21 protein-coding genes and 1 pseudogene are annotated in these 20,328 nt (G+C 48.9%); 10 read left to right on the forward strand and 12 right to left on the reverse strand.

Annotated elements, in window-relative coordinates:
- Positions 1 to 41: 41 nt before the first annotated feature.
- From ACR0QV_RS01825 to nadE, 11 genes are all read right to left on the reverse strand, one after another.
- On the reverse strand, positions 42 to 872 hold the full coding sequence (locus ACR0QV_RS01825) for a type IV pilin protein (protein WP_432634297.1): 831 nt from the start codon (positions 870 to 872) through the stop codon (positions 42 to 44).
- 784 nt (positions 873 to 1,656) lie between these two features.
- The gene (locus ACR0QV_RS01830) at positions 1,657 to 3,450 is read right to left on the reverse strand and encodes an ankyrin repeat domain-containing protein (protein WP_432634298.1); all 1,794 of its coding nucleotides are present in this window, start codon (positions 3,448 to 3,450) and stop codon (positions 1,657 to 1,659) included.
- A 12-nt stretch (positions 3,451 to 3,462) separates the two neighbouring features.
- Positions 3,463 to 4,128 (reverse strand): ribonuclease III, encoded by a 666-nt coding sequence (gene rnc / locus ACR0QV_RS01835; protein ID WP_428052413.1) that lies wholly within the window; start codon positions 4,126 to 4,128, stop codon positions 3,463 to 3,465.
- A gap of 2 nt (positions 4,129 to 4,130) precedes the next feature.
- Positions 4,131 to 4,376 carry an acyl carrier protein gene (acpP, locus tag ACR0QV_RS01840; protein ID WP_428038147.1) on the reverse strand — a complete coding sequence of 82 codons (246 nt, stop codon included), beginning with the start codon at positions 4,374 to 4,376 and terminating at the stop codon, positions 4,131 to 4,133.
- Positions 4,377 to 4,425: 49 nt separating this feature from the next.
- Positions 4,426 to 5,169, reverse strand: a complete 744-nt coding sequence (gene fabG, locus ACR0QV_RS01845) for a 3-oxoacyl-[acyl-carrier-protein] reductase (protein ID WP_432634299.1) — start codon at positions 5,167 to 5,169, stop codon at positions 4,426 to 4,428.
- The gene (gene plsX, locus ACR0QV_RS01850) at positions 5,169 to 6,212 is read right to left on the reverse strand and encodes a phosphate acyltransferase PlsX (RefSeq protein WP_432634300.1); all 1,044 of its coding nucleotides are present in this window, start codon (positions 6,210 to 6,212) and stop codon (positions 5,169 to 5,171) included. Before plsX ends, fabG begins: the two co-directional genes overlap by 1 nt.
- Positions 6,213 to 6,221: 9 nt before the next feature.
- Positions 6,222 to 6,428 carry a 50S ribosomal protein L32 gene (rpmF, locus tag ACR0QV_RS01855; protein ID WP_177747091.1) on the reverse strand — a complete coding sequence of 69 codons (207 nt, stop codon included), beginning with the start codon at positions 6,426 to 6,428 and terminating at the stop codon, positions 6,222 to 6,224.
- A 44-nt stretch (positions 6,429 to 6,472) separates the two neighbouring features.
- The gene (locus tag ACR0QV_RS01860; RefSeq protein ID WP_432634301.1) at positions 6,473 to 6,967 is read right to left on the reverse strand and encodes a YceD family protein; all 495 of its coding nucleotides are present in this window, start codon (positions 6,965 to 6,967) and stop codon (positions 6,473 to 6,475) included.
- 25 nt (positions 6,968 to 6,992) lie between these two features.
- Positions 6,993 to 8,351 (reverse strand): MATE family efflux transporter, encoded by a 1,359-nt coding sequence (locus ACR0QV_RS01865; RefSeq protein WP_432634302.1) that lies wholly within the window; start codon positions 8,349 to 8,351, stop codon positions 6,993 to 6,995.
- Positions 8,348 to 9,352: a S8 family peptidase gene (locus ACR0QV_RS01870; RefSeq protein ID WP_432634303.1), complete on the reverse strand. Its 1,005-nt coding sequence runs from the start codon at positions 9,350 to 9,352 to the stop codon at positions 8,348 to 8,350. The genes ACR0QV_RS01865 and ACR0QV_RS01870 overlap by 4 nt, the downstream gene beginning before the upstream one ends.
- A gap of 1 nt (position 9,353) precedes the next feature.
- Positions 9,354 to 10,862, reverse strand: a complete 1,509-nt coding sequence (nadE, locus tag ACR0QV_RS01875) for an NAD(+) synthase (RefSeq protein WP_432634304.1) — start codon at positions 10,860 to 10,862, stop codon at positions 9,354 to 9,356.
- Between the two features lie 116 nt (positions 10,863 to 10,978).
- On the opposite strand from nadE, the gene ACR0QV_RS01880 reads away from it, so the two are divergent.
- From ACR0QV_RS01880 to frr, 8 genes and pseudogenes are all read left to right on the forward strand, one after another.
- Positions 10,979 to 11,494 (forward strand): LA_2272 family surface repeat-containing protein, encoded by a 516-nt coding sequence (locus ACR0QV_RS01880; RefSeq protein ID WP_432634305.1) that lies wholly within the window; start codon positions 10,979 to 10,981, stop codon positions 11,492 to 11,494.
- Positions 11,495 to 11,498: 4 nt separating this feature from the next.
- Positions 11,499 to 11,966: an LA_2272 family surface repeat-containing protein gene (locus ACR0QV_RS01885; RefSeq protein WP_432634306.1), complete on the forward strand. Its 468-nt coding sequence runs from the start codon at positions 11,499 to 11,501 to the stop codon at positions 11,964 to 11,966.
- A gap of 45 nt (positions 11,967 to 12,011) precedes the next feature.
- Positions 12,012 to 12,482 (forward strand): LA_2272 family surface repeat-containing protein, encoded by a 471-nt coding sequence (locus ACR0QV_RS01890; protein WP_432634307.1) that lies wholly within the window; start codon positions 12,012 to 12,014, stop codon positions 12,480 to 12,482.
- Between the two features lie 82 nt (positions 12,483 to 12,564).
- The gene (locus ACR0QV_RS01895; RefSeq protein ID WP_432634308.1) at positions 12,565 to 13,728 is read left to right on the forward strand and encodes an MFS transporter; all 1,164 of its coding nucleotides are present in this window, start codon (positions 12,565 to 12,567) and stop codon (positions 13,726 to 13,728) included.
- A 155-nt stretch (positions 13,729 to 13,883) separates the two neighbouring features.
- A pseudogene (rpsB, locus tag ACR0QV_RS01900) lies at positions 13,884 to 14,588 on the forward strand (30S ribosomal protein S2); the annotation flags it as partial.
- 362 nt (positions 14,589 to 14,950) lie between these two features.
- The gene (gene tsf, locus ACR0QV_RS01905) at positions 14,951 to 15,775 is read left to right on the forward strand and encodes a translation elongation factor Ts (protein WP_432634309.1); all 825 of its coding nucleotides are present in this window, start codon (positions 14,951 to 14,953) and stop codon (positions 15,773 to 15,775) included.
- A 151-nt stretch (positions 15,776 to 15,926) separates the two neighbouring features.
- Entirely contained in the window at positions 15,927 to 16,658 is a 732-nt protein-coding gene (pyrH, locus tag ACR0QV_RS01910; protein ID WP_428052434.1) for a UMP kinase, read from the forward strand.
- A gap of 68 nt (positions 16,659 to 16,726) precedes the next feature.
- Entirely contained in the window at positions 16,727 to 17,290 is a 564-nt protein-coding gene (gene frr / locus ACR0QV_RS01915; protein WP_428052436.1) for a ribosome recycling factor, read from the forward strand.
- A 71-nt stretch (positions 17,291 to 17,361) separates the two neighbouring features.
- Here the strand turns inward: frr and ACR0QV_RS01920 are convergent, their stop codons facing one another.
- Complete coding sequence (locus ACR0QV_RS01920) at positions 17,362 to 18,222, reverse strand: type IV pilin protein (protein ID WP_432634310.1); 861 nt, start codon at positions 18,220 to 18,222, stop codon at positions 17,362 to 17,364.
- Positions 18,223 to 18,878: 656 nt separating this feature from the next.
- Here ACR0QV_RS01920 and ACR0QV_RS01925 point away from each other — a divergent pair.
- Both ACR0QV_RS01925 and ACR0QV_RS01930 read left to right on the forward strand, forming a co-directional pair.
- The gene (locus tag ACR0QV_RS01925; RefSeq protein WP_432634311.1) at positions 18,879 to 19,577 is read left to right on the forward strand and encodes an isoprenyl transferase; all 699 of its coding nucleotides are present in this window, start codon (positions 18,879 to 18,881) and stop codon (positions 19,575 to 19,577) included.
- Positions 19,574 to 20,290 (forward strand): DNA alkylation repair protein, encoded by a 717-nt coding sequence (locus ACR0QV_RS01930; RefSeq protein WP_432634312.1) that lies wholly within the window; start codon positions 19,574 to 19,576, stop codon positions 20,288 to 20,290. The genes ACR0QV_RS01925 and ACR0QV_RS01930 overlap by 4 nt, the downstream gene beginning before the upstream one ends.
- Positions 20,291 to 20,328 lie beyond the last annotated feature (38 nt).

The raw sequence follows: 20,328 nt of genomic DNA on the forward strand, positions 1-20,328 counted from the left end.
GCGGAATTTATTTTCTGCGGGGTGCTTTTTATCTTACTGAATTAAGGTAAAATATAGCGAGTACAACCACCATTAGTAGTACAAGAAAAATGTGAAACAGTTGGGCCGACAACTCCCCCTAAACTCTTACAAAAACTAGCCCCCTCTTCATCTTGCGTGCGGGCCCAACACTCGCGTTGAGCAGGATAAGGCGAATTATCCAACCATTGTATGTACCCTACTTTTAAAATACCATTTACGGAATAAAACCCCACTAAATTTTGATTATTGGCATCAAAAAAATCAAAACTTAACTGATTTTTTTTACAATACATCCAACCTCTATCCGTTCCAGTATTAAGACTACACCCTGCGGGTAAATCTAAGTCCGTATCCTCCCAACTATGAGGATAATCGCCATTAGCCATATAATAAACCTCAGAAGCATTTTTAAAGGCAAAAATAGTAGTTTGCAATTCTGTATAACGGGCTTTAAGGACAGCCTTAGTGTATTGAGGAACGGCCACCCCAGCCAAAATACCGATAATGAGAACAACAACCAACAGTTCAATTAAAGTAAAACCACGGCCTTGCAGGCGGCAGATTGTCCGCGCTCTTTTGATTAATGGAGCCACACTGTTTTTGTAATGTCGCAATTCACCGAAACGGCAACAAGAAACAATACATTTTTTGTCGTCATCCCGTAGTGTTTGGCGGCCCGCAGGGTTCGGAAATGACAAAATAGAAGTATTAAATGTGCGGCCACCCATAGCAATGTTATTGCCGTCATCCCCGAGGAATTTAGTCGGGGATCCGTTGTTGTCGTTGTCTTTTTTAAATAACGACAGATTCCCGACTACGGCACTCGGGAATGACAAAATAAATCCTTTCATTTTTTCTCCTTTTAAGGCCTTTATATTTGGGCAAAACGGCCTTTTATACGCATTTTTATACAGCGGATACATCCGGGTATATCCGACGAGCAATATCAAAATTTTAGCAAAAAAAAAACGATACAAGCCCTTTATGAACAACTGCCAAAAAGCAATAGTAAAAACTACATTGTTTAGTCGTCATCCCCGAGGGTTTCTGTCGGGGATCTGTCGTTTCAAAAGAGACCAACCACGGCAAAAACAGATTCCCGACTACAACACTCGGGAATGACAACAATGAGATCCCGTATAAAGACACTACGGGATGACGCCTCCCCACTCCCTGTGGGCCGCACCTTGCAGGCCGCAGATTTTCCGCACTCTTTTGATTAATGGAGCCACACTGTTTTGGCAATGTATCGGACAAATAAAACAGCAATAATAAAAAATACATCTTTTGCCGTTATAAAAATTTGAGGTCATCCTGAATTTAGTTCAGGATCTACCTTTTGGGTTGTTGGTCGTTTTCATTGTTGTTGTCGTCATCCTGGGAAGTTAGCCGGCACGGAGCGTTCCAGGATCTGTTGTTATAAAAAGCGGAAAACAACAGATACTGGACAGAAACCTTCCAGTATGACCTTTTAGATAACATCCCATAAGGTAGATTCTGAAACAAGTTCAGAATGACCCCTAATTTATAATGACGCCTCCCCACTCTCTGCGGGCCGTACGCCGCGCCTACTAGCGCATAAAAAAACTCCCGGGGAGAGTTCCCTGGGAGTTATAAAAATCAGCCACTAAAAAATTATCTGCGGCGGCGGGGTTGGGTTTGTGCCGCTCTTTGGATAGACTGTTTCGCCTGCGGAGTGGGCGTAAGTTGCTTGGCCTGCGTAACTTTGGCCTTGCACTGCGCCATTAGGTCCGCCGGAGTTACATAACCAAGCATATTGGGCGTCGTCGTCAAATTGCCCGGCTTGGCCCCTACGGACACCAAATAATTGTAAATCTCTTGGTTGCAGGCAATCGCGGCAAAGGCCAGCGGCGTCATCGCCTGCTTATAGCCAGCGGGCACAGCCTTATATTCAAGCATCATCGCTAAGCGCCCTTCGCGGCGGGCCAGCACAACAAGGTGCTTTAACATATCCACATTTTGAGACAAAACCGCCAAGTGCAAAATATTCCCTTTGGGCGAGGCTTCAAACAACAGGCCACCCTTGGTAATCAAAAAATCCACCATTTCAATTTGACCGTTTTCCACCGCCAAATGCAGGGGCGTAAAGCCGGCCTTGTTCTTGTTAAACACCACGGCCTTATTCATATCTAGCACGCGTTTGGCTAAGTCCATATCGCCCTGCGCGGCCGCCGTAAAAATATCATCATCCGTCAGCGGTTTTTCCGCCGGGGTGGCGTTCGGGTCCGGCAGTTCGCGCCCTTCGGCCTTGGCCTGTGCGATTAAGGCCTTGTTGTCCTCTTCAATCACGCTGTTTTTTACTTCGCGCAAATCTTTATTGAACCATTTCAAAATCTGCCCGCGGCCGTTCTTCTGTGCGGCAATATAAGGAACCACCCCATTGTTATCGGCCAAGGTCGGGTCCGCATCGGCGGCTAATAAGCGGCGGACGACATCTTCAAAGCCCTTAGAAGCCCCCCAATAAAGCGCGGTTTGCCCCAAATTGTTCTGCATATTTACGTCAATAGGCGTTTGCATTGTCTGCGGTTTTAAGAGTTCGCGGATAGTGTCCGGGTGGTTGTAGCGGGCTGCGTAAATAAGCGCGGTGTTGCCGTCGTTATTAGCGGCATTTACGTCAGCGCGATAAGCCATTAACGAACGAACACTCGGCAAATCACCCAGCGAGGCTGAAATGATTAGCGGCGTATTGCCTTTGTCATTTTTTACGTTCGGGTCCACCCCACCTTTTAGCATTGCCAGCACGCCCATTGCGTTTTTAGTGGCACAAGCGCGGAACAAATAATCACTATTTAGCCCCTCACTTACACCGCTGGAAAGGAACAAGTCAATAAACTCGCCTTGGCGTTTTTCCAACGCCAAATACATAGGAGAGTGGTTATAGTTATTTTTCGCGTTGATATCCGCGCCGGAATAGACCAAAAAGCGTGTAATCTCCGGGAAGTTGCCATACAAACTGCGCAAAAGTGCCGTATCCTTGGAAAAGGAATTGGCCTTATTCACATCCGCGCCAGCCAGCACCAAATCCTGCACCGCCTGCAAATTGCCAAAGGTGGCCGCCATTACGATAAGCGGATCGCCCTTGCTGTTGACGATATTTACATCGTTTTTGATTTTATTTTGTAGCAGATCGGAAAAAGTTTGATAATCGTTTTTTTGCAGCGCCTCGGTGGCATCGTCTGCCACTTCGGTATCGGTCTGAACGGAAACGATTTTATCAAACTTTCCATTTTTGGAAGAGGGTGTATAACCGCTTTTAAAGGTAAAGGCTAAAAGAAGCACGAGGGGCAATCCCGCTATGATTGCCAAAACAAGCCAAGGCTTACCGGCTGCGCGAGACAACGCCTGCGGCACCTTCCGCTCCGTCGGGGCGGAAACGATGGTCGTGTTCTTCTTTTTACCCGGGAACATCCTCTTCTCCGTTTATTTTTTCAGATGAGAAAAAGCATCCTGCGCGGCGGCTTGTTCGGCCAGTTTTTTGTTATGGCCTTTGCCCACCCCCAGGGCTTTTCCGTCCAGGCTCACGCGCACGGTAAACACCTTGTTATGCTCGGGGCCGACAGTTTGGATAACTTCGTACTCGGGCGTATGAGGCCCGGATTTTTGCAAGTATTCTTGCAACAAACTTTTGAAATCTTTTTCGTCCTGCGTGAGTTCCTGCGTTTTTACCCACGGCAAGATAACCGACTCCGCGGCCGGATAGCCGCCATCAATATAAACAGCGCCTAAAACGGCTTCCACCGCGTTGGAGATGATGCTGTCGCGCTCTCTGCCGCCGGTAGCCAATTCACCGCGGCCCAGGCTCATATAGCGGCCCAGGTCCAGTTGTTTGCCCCAAAGATAAAGGTTGCGTCTGGAAACTAAGTTAGACTTAATTTTAGAAAGCACCCCCTCTTCTACGTGCGGACATTGGTTGTAGATGTAATCTGCAACAATGGCGCCCAAGATACTGTCCCCCAGGAACTCCAAGCGTTCGTTGTGTTTAACGCTACGGTGCTCCCCGGCGTAAGACTTATGAGTGAGTGCTTCCTTTAAAACGGCCTTATCTTTAAAGCAATATCCAATGATATGCTCTATGTCCGTGTACACGATTATTTATTGGCGTTCTGCTGAATATAGTCAATCGCTTCGCCAACCGTTTTGATTTTTTCGGCTTTTTCATCGGGAATTTCAATATCAAATTCTTCTTCCAAAGCCATAATAAGTTCAACAGTATCCAAGGAATCGGCGCCCAAGTCGTTTACAAACTGCGCTTCCGGTTTCACCTGGTCGGCTTCTACGCCCAACTGTTCCACGATGATATTTTTTACTCTTTCTTGCACATTTTCTACAGACATTTTAGTCCTCCGGTTTTTTAAAAAAGGGGCTTCCCCTTGTACTAATTAATTAAATATAAAGCCCGCCATTGACGGCGAGAACGTGCCCCGTAATATACGAGGCGTCTTCGCTGGCCAAAAACATTACTGCTTTGGCGATATCTTGCGTCGTAGCAAATCTTTTGAGCGGTACGGCTTCCAACGCTTTATTTTTTACCTCTTCGGGCAAAGCGTCCGTCATAGCCGTTTGAACAAACCCGGGGGCTACCGCATTTACACGGACGTGGCGGGAACCGAATTCCTTTGCCAACGTCTTCGTCAAACCGATAATGCCCGCCTTGCTGGCCACATAGTTGGCCTGGCCGGGATTGCCCATTTCCCCCACTACGGAAGAAATGTTTACAATGTTGCCGCTTCTTTTTTTGAACATTACCTTCAAAGCGGCCTTGGACATTAAAAACGTCCCTTTCAAATTGACGGCGATTACGTCGTCCCAATCCTGCTCGCTCATACGTACGGTCAGGTTATCTTTGGTAATGCCCGCATTGTTTACCAGCACGTCTAAACCGACCAAGGTTTTTACGGCGTTTTCCACAAAGGACTCACAATTCTTTGCATCCGCCACATTTACCTTTTGCGTATAGACTTTTACGCCGTAAGCCCCCAATTTTTGGGCGGCCTCGGCCAAGGCTTCTTCGCGCGTGCCGCACACGGCTAAATTGGCCCCCGCTTTGGCAAATTCCTCCGCCAAGGCGAATCCGATGCCGCGCGTGGCGCCGGTAATCATTACGTTTTTACCTTTAAAATCCGCCATTATTTTTCCTCCTGATGAATTTCTTTTTCAATTTCATCAAAAGTCGGTTTCAGCGCGCTCATTTTGGCTGCGATGTCGCCGATAAAATCTTTTTCCACCAAGCGTTTTGCCGTTTTAATGGCGTTAAAAATAGCAAAATCGTTGGATTTTCCGTGGGAAATAATCGCCACGCCGTTTACCCCCACCAGCGGCGCACCGCCGTAGCAATCGGGGTTGGTGTGGTCCTTCACTGCCTTAAACGCACCCTTTGACAAAAGCGCGCCCAACAAAGCAAGCGGACGCTTTTTGACTTCGCGTTTAATCATATTAATCATTGTTTTAGCCAAGCCTTCGGCCATTTTTAAAACAATGTTTCCCACAAAGCCGTCGCAGACGATAACGTCCGTATCGCCGGTGTTTACGTCGCGGCCTTCCACGGTTCCTTTAAAGTTCACGCCGATTTCGCGCATATGCGGAATCGTGTGTTTAACCAAAAAGTTGCCTTTGGTTTCCTCTTCGCCGATGGACAACACGCCCACGGACGGAGCCGGAATATCAAACACTTTTTGCATATAGGCCGAACCCATTACCGCAAATTGCAGTAAATGAATCGGCTTGCAGTCGGCATTGGCGCCGCCGTCCAAGAGCAGGCTTACGCCCTTGTAGGTAGGCATCGGGGTAGCAATCGCCGGGCGCTGCACACCCTTAATGCGCCCCATACCGAACAGGGCCGCAACCATCGCCGCGCCGGAGTGCCCGGCAGAAACAAAAGCGTCAGCAGCCCCCTTGTGAACCAAGTTGGCACAAACGACAATGCTGGCGTCTTTCTTCTGGCGGCACTCTTTGGCCGGTTCCGCGCCCATATCAATAGTGTTAGGCGCGTGGACGATAGAGATGTTGTTCGGAACGTCCGAATAACCTAACGCTTTGAGTTCACGGCGCAAGACGGCTTCGTCTCCCACCAAGATAACCTCAACATCCAGTTTCTTGGCGGCTTTCAAAGCGCCCAACACGTTGGGCTTTGCGCCGTAATCTCCGCCTAATGCGTCCAGGGCTATTTTCATAACGGACCGTTATTTGGCTTCGGGCTCTTCGGCTTTGGTTTTTTGGGCCACTACCACTCTGTCCTTATAGAACCCGCAAGTCGGGCAGACATTGTGCGGCAGCCGGGGAGATTTGCAATTCGGGCAGGCCACTAACTGCGGCAATTCTACTCCGGAATTGTGGGATCTTCTCATATCCCGGCGGGAACGAGTGTGTTTTTTCTTTGGATTGGGCATTGGTAATACTCCTGTTACTTAATAGTAAAATTCAAAAAGAATTGTTACTTAAATTTTCCTTTCAATGCTGCGAAAGGAGACAAATTTGCTGGTTTACAGCCGCACGGACCGTCGTTCAAATCGTGTCCGCACGTCGGGCACAGGCCTTTACAATCGGGCTTGCACAGGAAACGGATATCTTCCGTCAACGCCAGCGTTTGCCGTACAACTGATATTATATCAATTATTTCTTGCTTGGTGCTATATGTTTCTATAAATTCTTCGGCAAACGGCTGCGTGCTCATTTTCAAACAGCGTGCGCATTGGATAAGTCTTTCCCCCTTCACGGTGCCCCGTACCAAGATTTCCTTGGAGGCCACCGAGAACGAAAGCGCCACCGCTACTTTGGTAATTTTATTGGGAGCGGAAAATACATCTTCAAAATATTTTGTGCTTAACTGTGCGGTGCAGTCTAACCCGCCCATACGCAAAATATCGGCAGTTTTAAACTGCAAGTCCTGCGGAACATCATATTCTTGATAAAAGGAATTTTCGCTCATATATATATTTTAGCAAAAAGCGCGCCTACCGCGTAAAGCCTTTGCTCATCCACTTGCGGCTCTTCCAGCGGCGCTCAAATACCACGGCGCGGATATTTTCATCAAGCGCCATCGCAAGCCATATCCCGTTGAGCCCCCAGCCCCACCAAATGCCAAGCACATAGGATAGTAAAGTCGCTACCAGCCACATTACAATAATGCCCGTAATGAACGGGTACATCACGTCGCCCGCGGCTATCAGGGAATCTACCGAGGTAATATTGACCGCACGGCCGATTTCCAGCACCACATCAATATACAAAACCATTGCGCCCAAATGAATAACCTCCGGGTTGTTGGAAAGCAATTTAAAGATATCCGTGCCCACCAAGGCCGTTAAAATGGACACGCACACCGTAACCCACAGGGCTAGGCGAATAGAATATTTTTCAAGAGAGAAGGCCGCATTGCCTTTATCCGCCCCCACCAAGTGCCCGATAGCAATCGCCGCACCGTTGCCGATAGCAATGGAAAACACATACGAAAACATCACTATACTCATTGCATACGTTCTGGCCGTCAGGGCGGCGTTACCCATCATTACGGATAAATACGTAATCACCACTTGGGATAAATTGTAGGACACCTGTTCCCCCGCCGCAGGCAACCCCACCAAAAGCAGGTTTTTAATTTTATCCCACGGGAACGGTTTAAAATATTTCAAGGGCGGTACAGGAGCCACCTTGCGGAAGAGCAAATACGTCAGCAAAATAACGGCTACCGAGCGGCTGATAACGGTGGAAATCCCCGCCCCGGTAATCCCCAAGCGCGGCGCGCCGCAATTACCGAAAATCAAAAAGTAGTTACCCACCACGTTAATAATATTGATAAGGAACGTAACAAACATCGGGTAATAGGCTTTGTTGTGGCTGCGCAAAATGGCGGAGAGCGTCATCGCCAGCGACTGCAAAAACGAAAACCCGCCGACAAGCGTCATATAAGATACGCCATACCCCACCAAATTATCATCCAGCCCCATTAACTTTAAGGACGGCGCGGCGAACACCCACAGCCCCGCGCTGACGAGTCCCCCCATAATCAGGTTCACCAGCAGGGAAACGCCAATCACTTGTGCGACGTTTTTCTTTTGTTTGGCCCCCAAATATTGCGAGCACAGCACGGAGGTTCCCAAGGTGGTAATGCCGTACAAAATAAACACGAGGTTTAAGAGTTGGTTGACCACGCCCCCGGCGGCCACGGTTTCGTCCGAGTAGCGGCTGAGCATAAAAACGTCCGTTGCGCCCGTGAACATAATCAGGAGCGTTTCAATAAAAATAGGACTGGCCAAATTAAACAGTTGCTTGCGGACTATTTTGCGGGGTCTTTTGGTTTTGGTTTGCGTCATTTGGTTACACTAAATTGTTTTTCCAACTTACTGATATCAATCATCCCGTTGCCTTGGGCGACATCGGGCAGGCCGGGGATTTTGACGGCGGCCTTTTTTAAGGAGTCCTTTACCTCGTCGGCGGTTGGATAGCGGCCCAGTTTCTTTTTAAGGCCTTCTACTGCCAAGGCGGCCGCCCCGCTGACAAATCCGGCCGCGGCGGAGGTGCCGCTCATCAGCGTATAATCGCCGTCAGCCGCCGCCGTAAACACCTTGTCGCCGGGCGCGATAAAATCCACCTCGGGGCCGTAGGACGATTGGTGATAAATGGTTTTGCCGTCCGAAGACAGCGCACTTACCGCAATGACCGTAGATAATTTCCCCGGATAAAACACGCCGGGGAACGGATAATTCCCCGCCGGGCACACAATGGTTACGCCGGAATCGTGCGCTTGGTTAATGGCGTTAGTCAGCGGGATAGAACCGCCCGCGGAAACGCCGTAACTTAAATTTAAAACGGTAATTTTATCCTCAGGATTTTCCTTATTATAAGAAAGCAAGGTATTTACGGCAGAGGTTACCGCCTGCGGACCGATTAAGCGGCTGCCGTCGTCAATCTTATACACCACCAGCGAAGCCTGCGGGGCAATGCCCGTAAACTCCACGCCGCGCGCGCCGATAATGCCGGCTACGCCCGTGCCGTGGTTCTTGATATCGGTAAACGAGCCGGACATTGTAAAATCCTGGCCCATAATATGCTTGCCGTTAAATTCCGGGTGCGAAACTATCCCGCTGTCCGCCACCGCTACTTTTACGCCCTTACCCGTCAAAATTTTATGGGGCGGATACAAGCGGTACGCCCAAAAATTATCAAAGGGGTCTTCGGGCTTTTGCTCTTTGGGCGCGGCGGAAAATTCCCCGTCGTCGCTAATGCGCAAGTTGGTCGGGCCCAACAGCATCGGGTCCGCCGTTGCGGATACGGATAAAACTAATAAAGCCAAAAGTAAAAAAAAGCGTTTCATATTATAGGTTAATTTTCTTAATCACGGGCCAACGCACGCCGCTAATGGGGTGTGCGCTCACTTCCAAGGCGGGCGCCGTTTGACTGCGTTTTAAATCCGCCGCATTAATACGCGTTAAAACATCCTCGGCGGTTTCCAATTTAATATGGCACTTTTTGGCAATTTCCGCCGCCGTCAGTTGGTCCTCAAAATACAGGCGCAGAATTTTATCCAACGCCGCATAGGGCGGGAGTTGGTCCTCATCCTTTTGGTTGGGGCGCAATTCGGATGTCGGCGCACGCTCTATAATTCCCTGCGGAATCAGCGGTTGGGTTTGGTTCAAATAGGCGGCCAGTTCGTAAATTTCGCTCTTGTACAAATCCCCAATCGGCCGGAGTGCACCGCCCGCATCGCCGTACAGCACAAACGAGCCTACCGCGGATTCGCTTTTATCGTCCGTGGATAGGAGCATTGCATTATATTCGGTGGCCAGCGCGCACAAAATGGTCGTGCGCAAACGGGATTGGAGTTCCTGTTCCGTCGCATCCTTGGGGTGAGAAACGATATGCGCAAACGATTCTTTCAGCGCATTTAAGCCGGGCATTACGCCGATTTCTTCCAAATTTACGCCGAGTGAACGCGCCAACTGGCCCGCCAAACTTTTGCTTAAATCACTCGTGCAGTAGGACGGCAGAGAAACGCAATATACACTTTCCCCGCCCAAAGCCTTGGCCGCCAGCGCGGCCGTAAAGGCGGAATCAATCCCGCCGCTAAGGCCAAAAACCACCTTATCCATACCGCTTTTATGCACATAATCACGCAAGCCAAATACAAGCGCGTTAATGAGTTCGGCCTGCCAAGCGGTTTCATAAGATACGGGCTTATAAGCGGCCTCGGTATCGTAGGTAAGCACCTGCTCTTTAAAGGGTTCACCCAGCAAAACGAGGTTGCCTTTTTTATCGGTAGCGGCGGTTACGCCGTCAAAAATCATCCCGTCCCCACCGCCTAACAAATTGCACATCAGGCACGGCTGGGCGTGCTTTTTGGAATATTTTTTAAGCGCGTCCAAACGCGGGACAAGGTTCCCCTTTAAATAAGGTCGGGCCATTAAAAACAGTACGATATCCGCATCCGGGTCCGGCGAAAAGGTATCGTCCGTAGGTGCGCCTAACACAAATTGCAGGTTAAGGCCTTTAAATGCTACCGTTTCGCAATCGTAAATTTTGGTAATTTTACCTTTATATATAAAAGCCAGCGCGGTGGCGGCTTCTTTATTCACGCGGTCCGCTATGCCCAGCACAACAGCGGTATCTTTGGTTTCTTTGGCGATATTTTTAAGCGCCGGGGCCGTTTGCGCCAGCAAACGCTTATCGTCAAACAAATCAAAGAGCGGACAGCCGCACAGGGCGGCTTCCGGCAGGACGAGCAAATCCGCCTTGGGGGCGGGAGCGCGGAGCAAATCTATAATTGCTTGGGCATTGGCGGCAAGGTCCGCCGCTAACGGGTTAAAGGAAGCCAAATTTATCTGCATAATAAAAGCACCTCTTAAAATATTGTACAATTTTTGCCTAAAATTTAAACTTAAAAACAAGGCTAGAAATTGCTACAATAATTAAATTGACGGACACTTTTAATAAGGAGTAATAAATGAAGAAACTTTTAATTTTAGCGGTGGCTTTACTGTCCACCCTGCCCGCGGCCGCCGAGCCGGGCATTTTTAAATTGTCCCTTTGGGACAAAACGGCTATCGCCACCCCGCGCAACACGCACGACATTACAGGGATTGATTTTGGTATCGGTTCCAAAACCGAAACCGTAACCGGGGTGCAAATGGACCTGATTTTTGCGCAGACGGAATATGAACTCAAAGGCGCCAGTTTCGCTTGGATTATCAACCTGGCAAACGAAGTATATGGCGCGCAGTTTGGGCTTCTGTCCAAGGCCGAAAATTCCACGGGTGCGCAGTTGGGCTTTGTAAATATTTCCAACCGGGCGATTTCCGGCGTGCAGTTTGGCCTCTTTAACCAGGCCGAATACGTCCACGGCGCGCAGGTGGGTTTTGTAAACTACGCGCGCACGATTGAAGGTTTACAGGTAGGTATTTTGAATATAGCCGAAAACGGCTGGTTCCCGGCTATGGTGTTAGTAAACGGTAGATTTTAAACATATGAAATATCTTTTTCTGTTATGGGGAATTTTGATGTTTTCCTTACCCAGTTATGCAGAACAAAATGTTCTTAAATTATCTTGGTGGGGCAAAATATCAGTTTCTTTCCCTTACAATACAAATAAAGTATCTGGTTTATCTTTGGGTATGGGGTCTAATACAACCACCCTAAATGGTTTGCAGGCTGATATTCTCTTTTCCAAAGCAGAACAAGTGAGAGGTGTTCAAGCAGCCTTTTTGGGAAAAGCGAACCAATTAGCAGGTATCCAAGCAAACTTTGTTAATGTATCACATCGGTATGCAGCAGGTATGCAAGTTGGCTTTATCAATAGAGCCAATGAAATAACTGGGTTACAGATAGGGGTTGTTAATAAAGCAACCATTTTAAAAGGTTTACAACTCGGGATTATTAACATAGCCGAAAACGGCTGGTTTCCGGCTATGGTGTTAGTAAACGGTAGATTTTAATTTGGCTTTTTCCGGCAGGAAAAGCCTGTTAAAGGAGAAAAATAAATGAAAAAGTTAGCAGTATTGTTGGCCGCCTTGTTGTGCGCCGCCCCGGTATTTGCGGGTGAATCCGGCGTCTTAAAACTGTCCCTTTGGGGCACCAAGGCTATCGCCGTACCGCACAATACGCAGGTAATTACGGGTATTGATTTCGGTATCGGTTCCGCCGCCCGCTCCGTCAAGGGCGTTCAGTTGGATTTGGTCTTCTCCAAAGCCAATGAACTCAAAGGTGTGCAAAGTGCGTTGTTGGGTAAAGCCAACCACGTAACCGGCGTACAATTCAACGCCATCAACCTTTCCGACGGTTATGTAACCGGTGCGCAGTTCGGTTTCTTCAACAGTGCCGAAGAATTGCACGGCGTACAGTTGGGCTTCGTCAACAAGGTCAACACCATTAAAGGGTTGCAGGTTGGTTTGGTAAACATTGCGGGCAACGGTTATTTACCGGTAATGGTTATTGTAAACGGCCGCTTCTAATTGTTGTTTTTAGTAAACCGCGGGCAAATATTGTCCGCGGTTTTTCTTTTTAAAACGCTTTAAAAAAAATATAATTTTATATATGTCATCCGTATCTCTTCCGCGCCGCACCCAGCGTTTTTACCGCTTGGCGGCCTCGTCTTTTTTCTTTATCCACGGGATTGTCTTTTCCAGTTGGGCAAGCCGCATCCCCGATGTTAAATCCGCCTTATCCTTGTCCGATGCGCAGTTGGGCGGCGTACTGTTTTTAATCCCTGCCGGGCAACTATCCGCAATGATGCTCTCCGGCTGGCTCGTCAACCGTTTTGGCAGCCGCAAAATGCTGACGATTGCTTCCGTCATTTACCCCTTGGCCTTGGTATTACTGGGGTTTGTAACCACCAAATTGCAGTTAATGGCCGCGCTGTTTATCTTTGGGATAACGTCCAACCTGTCCAACATTTCCGTTAATACGCAAGGCGTAGGCGTGGAAAAACTCTACAACCGCAGTATTATGGCCTCGTTCCACGGGATGTGGAGCCTGGCCGGGGTCGTGGGCGGCATTTTGGGGGCGTGGATGGCCGCGCATAATATTTCTACGCAGGAACACTTTGTGATGACGTTCTTTGTGTGTATGGCCATTTTACTTTCAATGTATTCTTCTATGCTTCCGCGCGACCGCAAAATAAAGGTGGGTGAAGTACGCCAAAAGGCCTTTGTAATGCCCTCCTTATATATTGCGCTGTTGGGCGCGATGGCCTTCTGCTCTATGTCCTGCGAAGGCACTATGTACGATTGGAGTAGCGTATATTTTATGCAGGTAGTCCACCCGGCGGATAATTTAATTCGCGCCGGATATATTGCCTGTATGACGGCTATGACGATAGGCCGCTTTTCGGCCGATTTCTTTGCCACCCGCTTTGGCTCTACGCAAGTTATTAAGGGTAGCGGCGTTATCCTGTTTACAGGCTTTGTGCTGGCGGTGCTTTTCCCCTCCTTTTATACGGCGTGTATCGGGTTCTTTTTGGTGGGGCTTGGGTTTTCGTCCATTGTGCCGCTGTGTTACAGTTTGGCCGGAAAGACAACCCGTATGCCGCCCAGTATGGCCGTGGCGACAGTTTCCACCATCGGTTTCTTTGGCTTTTTGTTTACCCCGCCTTTAATTGGCTTTATCTCGCAGGCTACCAATATGCGCGTGGCGTTTTTTATTATGGGGTGTGCGGGGCTGTCGGTCAGTTTTGTGGCCGCCAAAGCCAAGGCCCGCTAGGCGCGGGTTCCTATTATATGCTATAATAGCCATAGGTGTAATTTGAGCGGGAGAGCGAAAAAAGTTCGTAAATCAAAGCCTGTCCCGACGACACCCAGGCCAATGCCACCGGGGAGCCCTTCCCTAATTTAGGCAGCGGCCACAGGAGAATAATAATGAGCAATGTATCTATGAAGGCTATGCTGGAAGCCGGCGTCCACTTTGGCCACCAAACTTCCCGCTGGAACCCCAAAATGGGACGCTTTATCTTCGGTGAAAGAAACGGCGTACACATTTTAGACTTGCAAAAAACCGCCAAAGAACTTAAAAAAGCCTGCGCTTTCATCAAAGAAGAAAGCAAAAAAGGTGCTAAATTTTTGTTCGTCGGTACCAAAAAACAAGCCCAAGAAGCCATCCAAGCCGAAGCCGCTCGCTGCGGTGCTTACTGCATCCACGAAAAATGGCTCGGCGGTACGCTCACCAACTTCCAAACCGTCAAGAAATCTGTTGAACGCTTGAACGAATTGGAAAAATGGGAAGCTTCCGGCGTGTTTAAAGCCATTTCCAAAAAAGAAGCCAGCCGCTTGACCAAAGAAATGCTGCGCTTGCAAAAACTTTTGGGCGGCATCCGCGATATGAAAGTATTGCCGGATGTGGTCTTCGTCATTGACCCGGTGGACACCGCCGGTGCCGTGCGCGAATCCCACGCTTTGGGTATCCCGGTGGTAGCCGTTTGCGACACCAACGCCGACCCCGATATGATCAGCGTACCCGTGCCCGGTAACGACGACGCGGCCCGCTCTATCAAATTGTTCTGCGGCGCGATTGCCGACGCTATCTTGGAAGGCAAAGCCGAACTGGAAGCCGTCAAAGCCGCTGAAAACAAACCCGCCGAAAACCCGGTAATGGCCCAAGCGTTTGAATCTGCTATGTTAGCCGCCGAAAACGCCGAACCCGCCGCCGTGGAAAAAGAAGCGGTGAAGGAAGTTGTCAAAGCCGACGAAGCGCTTGACAAAAAAGCCGAAGAAGTAGTGGCCGAAGAAGCCGCCGAAGAAAAAGCGGAAAAGAAACCCGCTGCCAAAAAGAAAACGGCTGCTAAAAAATCCGCCCCGAAAGCCAAAAAAACCGTAAAGGCCAAAGCCGAAACGGAAGCGGCTCCCGCGGAAGAAGCCAAATAATCTTGAAAGTTCCCGGCCCGTCCGGGAACTTTCTATCCGATTTATCTTATATACAGGAGAACAAAATGTCTTTAGCCGCAGATATTAAGATTTTAAGAGAAAAAACCGGCGCCGGTTTGATGGACTGCAAAAAAGCGTTAATTGAATGCAAAGACGATATGGAACAAGCCATTGTCTTCTTGCGCAAAAAAGGTTTGGCGGATATGGCCAAACGCTCTGACCGCGAGACCAAAGAAGGCAGAGTGTCCGTTAAAACCAACGGCAAAAACTTTGCGATGATTTACTTGGGTTGCGAGACCGACTTCGTAGCCAAGACCGATGCCTTCATCAAATTGGCCGATGACCTCGCCCAATATGTATTGGAACACCCCGGTTTGGACTATTCCAAAGACGAAAACATCAAAAATATGATTTTGGAACAAGCCCCCAAATTTGGCGAAAACACCACCTTTAAGGGCGGTTACAACTGGGCCCCGGCCGAAGGCAATGTGATGGCTTACTACGTCCACTCCGACAACAAAAAAGCCTCCTTGCTGGAAATGTCCGTTACCGGCGCTTGCAGCGACTTGGCCAAAGTGCAAGAAATTGCCCGCGGCTTGGCGATGCACACCGTAGGTATGCAGACGGGTTGGGTAGATGCCAAAGATATTCCGCAGGAAGTAATTGACCGCGAATTAGACATCTACAAAACACAAGCCATTAACGAAGGCAAACCTGCCGCCACCATTGAAAAAATGTTGCCCGGCAAAGTTAAAAAGTTTGCCAAAGAAAACTGCCTCTTGGAACAGCCGACCATTAAAGACAACAAGAAAACTGTTGCCACCTATTTGGACGAAGAATCCAAGGCTCTTGGTTGCGAACTGAAAGTTGTACGCTTTGTACGCTTCTAGTTTTTAAGCCCCTCTTGCGAGGGGCTTTTTTTTATGTCGTGGCGTGCGTTTTCCCCCGCGGCACAAAGAAAAGCCCACCCGCCCGCAGTATTTAGGCGCCGTTTTGTGGTAGAATAATAAAAATGTCCGCTAATAAGCGAGGAGAATTTGTATGGAAACGTGCTGCTGCAAACCCCAACACAAAAAAAGAGTGTTATTAAAATTATCCGGCGAAGCCTTGATTAACGAAGGCCACCGCGGGATTAACCCGCAAGCCTTAAAGGAAATTGCCGAAGAGATTGCCGATGCGTACCGCTGCGGTAATTGCGAACTGACCATTGTGCTGGGCGGCGGCAATATTTGGCGCGGCGTGCGCGACGGAGGCGGCGTAATTGACCGCGTAAACTCCGATAATATGGGTATGCTCGCCACCGTAATTAACGCCTTGGCGTTGCAGTCCGCGTTGGAAGAAGCCGGGGTTCCCACCCGCGTGCTTACGTCTATTAACATTTATCAGTTGGCTGAACCTTTTGTTCGCCGTAAGGCCTTGCGCCACTTGGAAAAGGGCCGCATCGTTATTTTTGCGGGTGGCACGGGCAACCCGTTCTTCACTACCGATAGTGCGGCCGCCCTGCGCGCGAGTGAAATTAATGCAGACGTCTTGTTAAAGGCCACGCAGGTGGACGGCGTGTACGACAGCGACCCGCGCAAAAATCCCGACGCCAAACTCATCCACAAAATCACGTACAAGGACGCCATCGCCCGCCAGTTGCAGTTTATGGATACGGCGGCCCTTGCGCTGTGCCTGGAAAACAAAGTGCCCGTACAGGTATTTAACTTGCACAAAAAGGGCAACATCAAAAGAGCCTTGTGCGGCGAGGATGTAGGCACCATTATTTACTAATGCCGACTGACATATCGGTACGGAATTGCTATAATAAAGTAACATTTCACTATTAAGAGGATTTTTATATGGAAGGGATTACCAATCTGTTAAACAAAACCAAAAACAATATGGGCGAACACGTCGTGCGCTTGGAGCGCGACTTGGCCACTATCCGCACGGGCCGCGCCAGCGCGGGGCTGTTGGAAAACATCCGCGTGGACTACTATGGTACGCCGACCCCGATTAAACAAATGGCCGTTATCAATATTTTGGATGCCAAAACCTTGGAAATCCAACCGTGGGATATTTCTTCCTTAAACGATATTGACCGCGCCTTGCAAAAGGCCGACCTCGGCGCCAGCCCGGTAAACGACGGCAAAGTCATCCGCATCACCTTGCCTTCTATGACGGAAGACCGCCGCAAACAGTTGGCTAAAAATATTTCCAAAATGAGCGAAGATTTTAAAGTAGCCGTGCGCAACGAACGCCGCGACGTACTGGAAAAATTGAAGAAAGCCCAAAAAGCGGCTGAAATTACGGAAGATGATTTGAAACGCTACGAAACCGACGTGCAAAAAGCGACGGATGCGCACATTGCCAAAATTGAGCAAATCATCAAAAATAAAGAAGCCGAAATTATGAAGATTTAGTTTTTTGGCTGATTTGATATACGTAAAAACCCCGGACTTGTTAGCCCGGGGTTTTTTGTGGTCGCAGATTGTTATTGATAATTGTAACGGTATTCATTATTTCCGCCCGAGGAATTAGGTTCATCCCTACCTGAAACATTTTGGCAAATACGGTTTCCCAATGCGTTGGTTTGGAGCGCCCAACATAGCCACCCAGTGGAGTCGTGGTATTTTTCCAACGATACGCCTGTTTGCAAGTCCCAACACCTGATAGAGGAGTGTGTATTTTCATTATAACTGACAATGGTACACCGCATATTATCGGTAGAAATTTCACTGGCATTTACCTTTCTAAATCCGGCAGGCATAGCAACAACCAAAGAATTTAAATTGGCGGAATAGTGGTTAGTTCTCATTAAATAAAGTTGTTGTGCTTCGTCTATCGTATGCATTAACGCATACATTGTAGCCGCGCGGCTCGTGCCCACAGCCACCCGGTAAGATGGCACCGCATAGGCGGCCAAAATGCCAATGATGAGGACGACAACGAGAAGTTCTATCAAGGTAAAGCCACGGCTAACAACCCAAGCGGTAGATCCTGAAATAAATTCAGGATGACCTTCTTTTTTCATAAAGCCGTCATCCCGTAGTGTCCTTATACGGGATCTGTTGTTTATAAAATTAAGCGTCATACTGGAAGGTTTGCCGGCGCGGAGCGTTCCAGTATCTGTCGTTTTCCACTTTTTTAATAACAACAGATCCTGGACTACGACTTTCCAGGATGACGACAACAACAAAGCGGTATTTATCGTGCGGATACCCATAGCGATGTTATTGCCGTCATCCCCGAGGAATTTAGTCGGGGATCCGTTGTTGCCGTTGTCTTTTTTAAATAACGACAGATTCCCGACTACGGCACTCGGGAATGACAAAATAGAAATAAATCCTTTCATTTTTTCTCCTTGTTAAGGCCTTTATATTTGAGCAAAACAGCCTTTTATACGCGTTTTTATACAGCGGATACATCCGGGTATGGAAAGCACGATTTATCAAAATTTTAACAAAAAAAAAAAACGAAACAACCCCTTTACAGAGAACGACGGAAAAGCAACGACAAAAACAACATTTTTTAGTCGTCATACTGAACTTGTTTCAATATCCAGCGTAAGAGAGTCAATCTTCGGCTGGCCCCTGAAATAAATTCAGGGTGACCTCTTGTGTAATAAGTGGTCTTTTTCCCTTGTCATTCCCGAAGGTTGTAGTCGGGAATCTGTCTTTGCTGTTGCTGTTCTCTTACAAAACGACAGATCCCGTATAAAGACTCTATGGGATGACGACACCTTGCAGGCGGCAGATTGTCCGCGCTCATTTGATTAGGGGGCCACTCTATGTTTGCAATGTCGCAAACAAACGAAATGACAATAATAAAACAAGGCCGTTATAAAAATAGGGGTCATTCTGAACTCGTTTCAGAATCTACCGATTGGGTAGTTGGTTGTCGTCATCCTGGAAAGTCGTAGTCCAGGATCTGTTGTGGCCGTTGTCGTCATTCCCGAGGAATTGGCGGCCCTTTGCCCCGCTGAGCACCCAAATAAAGTAAAATATAAATATGTCCCAAGAAACCAAAAACGCTACGCCGCGCCACGTCGCTATTATTATGGACGGCAACGGCCGCTGGGCCAAAGAGCGCCACTTTCCGCGCTTGGCCGGGCACCGCGCCGGGGCTAACGCCGTGGAGCGCACCATACAGGCCGCCAAAAAGGCCGGAGTGGAATTTTTGACCTTATACGCCTTTTCCACGGAAAACTGGTCGCGCCCGCAGGACGAAATAGACGGCCTTTTTAAACTCTTGGAACAAACCTTGGACCGCTACGCCAAGGATGCGGCCAAGCACGGCGTAAAACTGCTAATTAGCGGCAGCCGGGAAAAACTCCCCCCCGCTATTTTAGAGAAAATTGACAGCGCCATTTTCTCCACCGCCAATAACACCGCTTTAACCCTTAACCTGGCGCTTAATTACGGCGCCCGGCAGGAAATCACGCACGCCGTAAACACCCTTTTAAAGCAAGGCAAAACCACCATTACAATGGCTGATATTTCCGCCGCACTCTACCAGCCCGCCCTGCCGGACCCGGAGTTAATTATCCGCACGTCGGGCGAAGAACGGCTGTCCAACTTTTTATTATGGCAAGCCGCATATAGCGAGTTTTATTTTACGCCGACCCTGTGGCCGGATTTTGACGAGGCAGAATTTAACAAAGCCCTCGCCGAATATTCCCACCGCACGCGCCGTTTTGGAGGAGTATGATTTCCCCTATTACCCGTTCCCGCGCCGAGGAGATGCTCGCACGCATTAAACGCTTTTCTTCCGCCGCTACCAAAAAGCAAATGCACGAAAAATTTGGCATTTGCACGGATAAGGCCGTCGGTACGACCGTTACCACCCTGCGCGCCTTGGTAAAAGGCCTGCCGCGTCCGGACCAGGACCTTGCCGAAGCGTTATGGGATAGCGGCATCCACGAAGCGCGCATTATGGCCTCTATGCTGGCGGACCCGGCGCAAATGTCGCGCGACAAACTGGACGGCTGGGCAAGTGAACTTAATTCCTGGGATATTTGCGACGCTTGTTGCGGAAACCTGTTTTCCAAGGTCAAGGACCCCTTAAAACTGGCCGAGCGCTGGATAAAAAAAGAGGACGAATTTGTCCGCCGCGCGGGCTTTGCAATTATCTGCTCCCTCTCCGCGCCGCGCGCCAAAACCACGGACGAAGCCCTCATTAAACTCTTGCCTCTTATCAAAAACCACTCGTGCGACCCGCGCCCTATGGTGCATAAAGCCGTCAACTGGGCCCTGCGCAATATCGGCAAGAAAAACCCGCGCCTAACGCCGCGCGCGGTGGCGTGCGCCAACGAAATTTTGGATTTGTACCCCGATAACCGTTCTGCCCGCTGGGTAGCCACTAACGCGCTGTGGGAGTTAAACTTACCCAAAACCAAGGCAATGGTAGCCAAACGAAAATAAAATCTGTTTTTCTCTCTGCTAGTACGCCCCAATATGGT

It is taken from the genome of Candidatus Avelusimicrobium sp. (assembly GCF_050873505.1).
In the GTDB taxonomy this organism is placed as follows: Bacteria; Elusimicrobiota; Elusimicrobia; order Elusimicrobiales; family Elusimicrobiaceae; genus Avelusimicrobium.

Coding starts and splice junctions, on each gene's coding strand:
- ACR0QV_RS01825 (WP_432634297.1), bottom strand. CDS start 872: ATGAAAGGATTTATTTTGTCATTCCCGAGTGCCGTAGTCGGGAATCTG.
- ACR0QV_RS01830 (WP_432634298.1), bottom strand. CDS start 3,450: ATGTTCCCGGGTAAAAAGAAGAACACGACCATCGTTTCCGCCCCGACG.
- acpP (WP_428038147.1), bottom strand. CDS start 4,376: ATGTCTGTAGAAAATGTGCAAGAAAGAGTAAAAAATATCATCGTGGAA.
- fabG (WP_432634299.1), bottom strand. CDS start 5,169: ATGGCGGATTTTAAAGGTAAAAACGTAATGATTACCGGCGCCACGCGC.
- plsX (WP_432634300.1), bottom strand. CDS start 6,212: ATGAAAATAGCCCTGGACGCATTAGGCGGAGATTACGGCGCAAAGCCC.
- rpmF (WP_177747091.1), bottom strand. CDS start 6,428: ATGCCCAATCCAAAGAAAAAACACACTCGTTCCCGCCGGGATATGAGA.
- ACR0QV_RS01860 (WP_432634301.1), bottom strand. CDS start 6,967: ATGAGCGAAAATTCCTTTTATCAAGAATATGATGTTCCGCAGGACTTG.
- ACR0QV_RS01865 (WP_432634302.1), bottom strand. CDS start 8,351: ATGACGCAAACCAAAACCAAAAGACCCCGCAAAATAGTCCGCAAGCAA.
- ACR0QV_RS01870 (WP_432634303.1), bottom strand. CDS start 9,352: ATGAAACGCTTTTTTTTACTTTTGGCTTTATTAGTTTTATCCGTATCC.
- nadE (WP_432634304.1), bottom strand. CDS start 10,862: ATGCAGATAAATTTGGCTTCCTTTAACCCGTTAGCGGCGGACCTTGCC.
- ACR0QV_RS01880 (WP_432634305.1), top strand. CDS start 10,979: ATGAAGAAACTTTTAATTTTAGCGGTGGCTTTACTGTCCACCCTGCCC.
- ACR0QV_RS01885 (WP_432634306.1), top strand. CDS start 11,499: ATGAAATATCTTTTTCTGTTATGGGGAATTTTGATGTTTTCCTTACCC.
- ACR0QV_RS01890 (WP_432634307.1), top strand. CDS start 12,012: ATGAAAAAGTTAGCAGTATTGTTGGCCGCCTTGTTGTGCGCCGCCCCG.
- ACR0QV_RS01895 (WP_432634308.1), top strand. CDS start 12,565: ATGTCATCCGTATCTCTTCCGCGCCGCACCCAGCGTTTTTACCGCTTG.
- tsf (WP_432634309.1), top strand. CDS start 14,951: ATGTCTTTAGCCGCAGATATTAAGATTTTAAGAGAAAAAACCGGCGCC.
- pyrH (WP_428052434.1), top strand. CDS start 15,927: ATGGAAACGTGCTGCTGCAAACCCCAACACAAAAAAAGAGTGTTATTA.
- frr (WP_428052436.1), top strand. CDS start 16,727: ATGGAAGGGATTACCAATCTGTTAAACAAAACCAAAAACAATATGGGC.
- ACR0QV_RS01920 (WP_432634310.1), bottom strand. CDS start 18,222: ATGAAAGGATTTATTTCTATTTTGTCATTCCCGAGTGCCGTAGTCGGG.
- ACR0QV_RS01925 (WP_432634311.1), top strand. CDS start 18,879: ATGTCCCAAGAAACCAAAAACGCTACGCCGCGCCACGTCGCTATTATT.
- ACR0QV_RS01930 (WP_432634312.1), top strand. CDS start 19,574: ATGATTTCCCCTATTACCCGTTCCCGCGCCGAGGAGATGCTCGCACGC.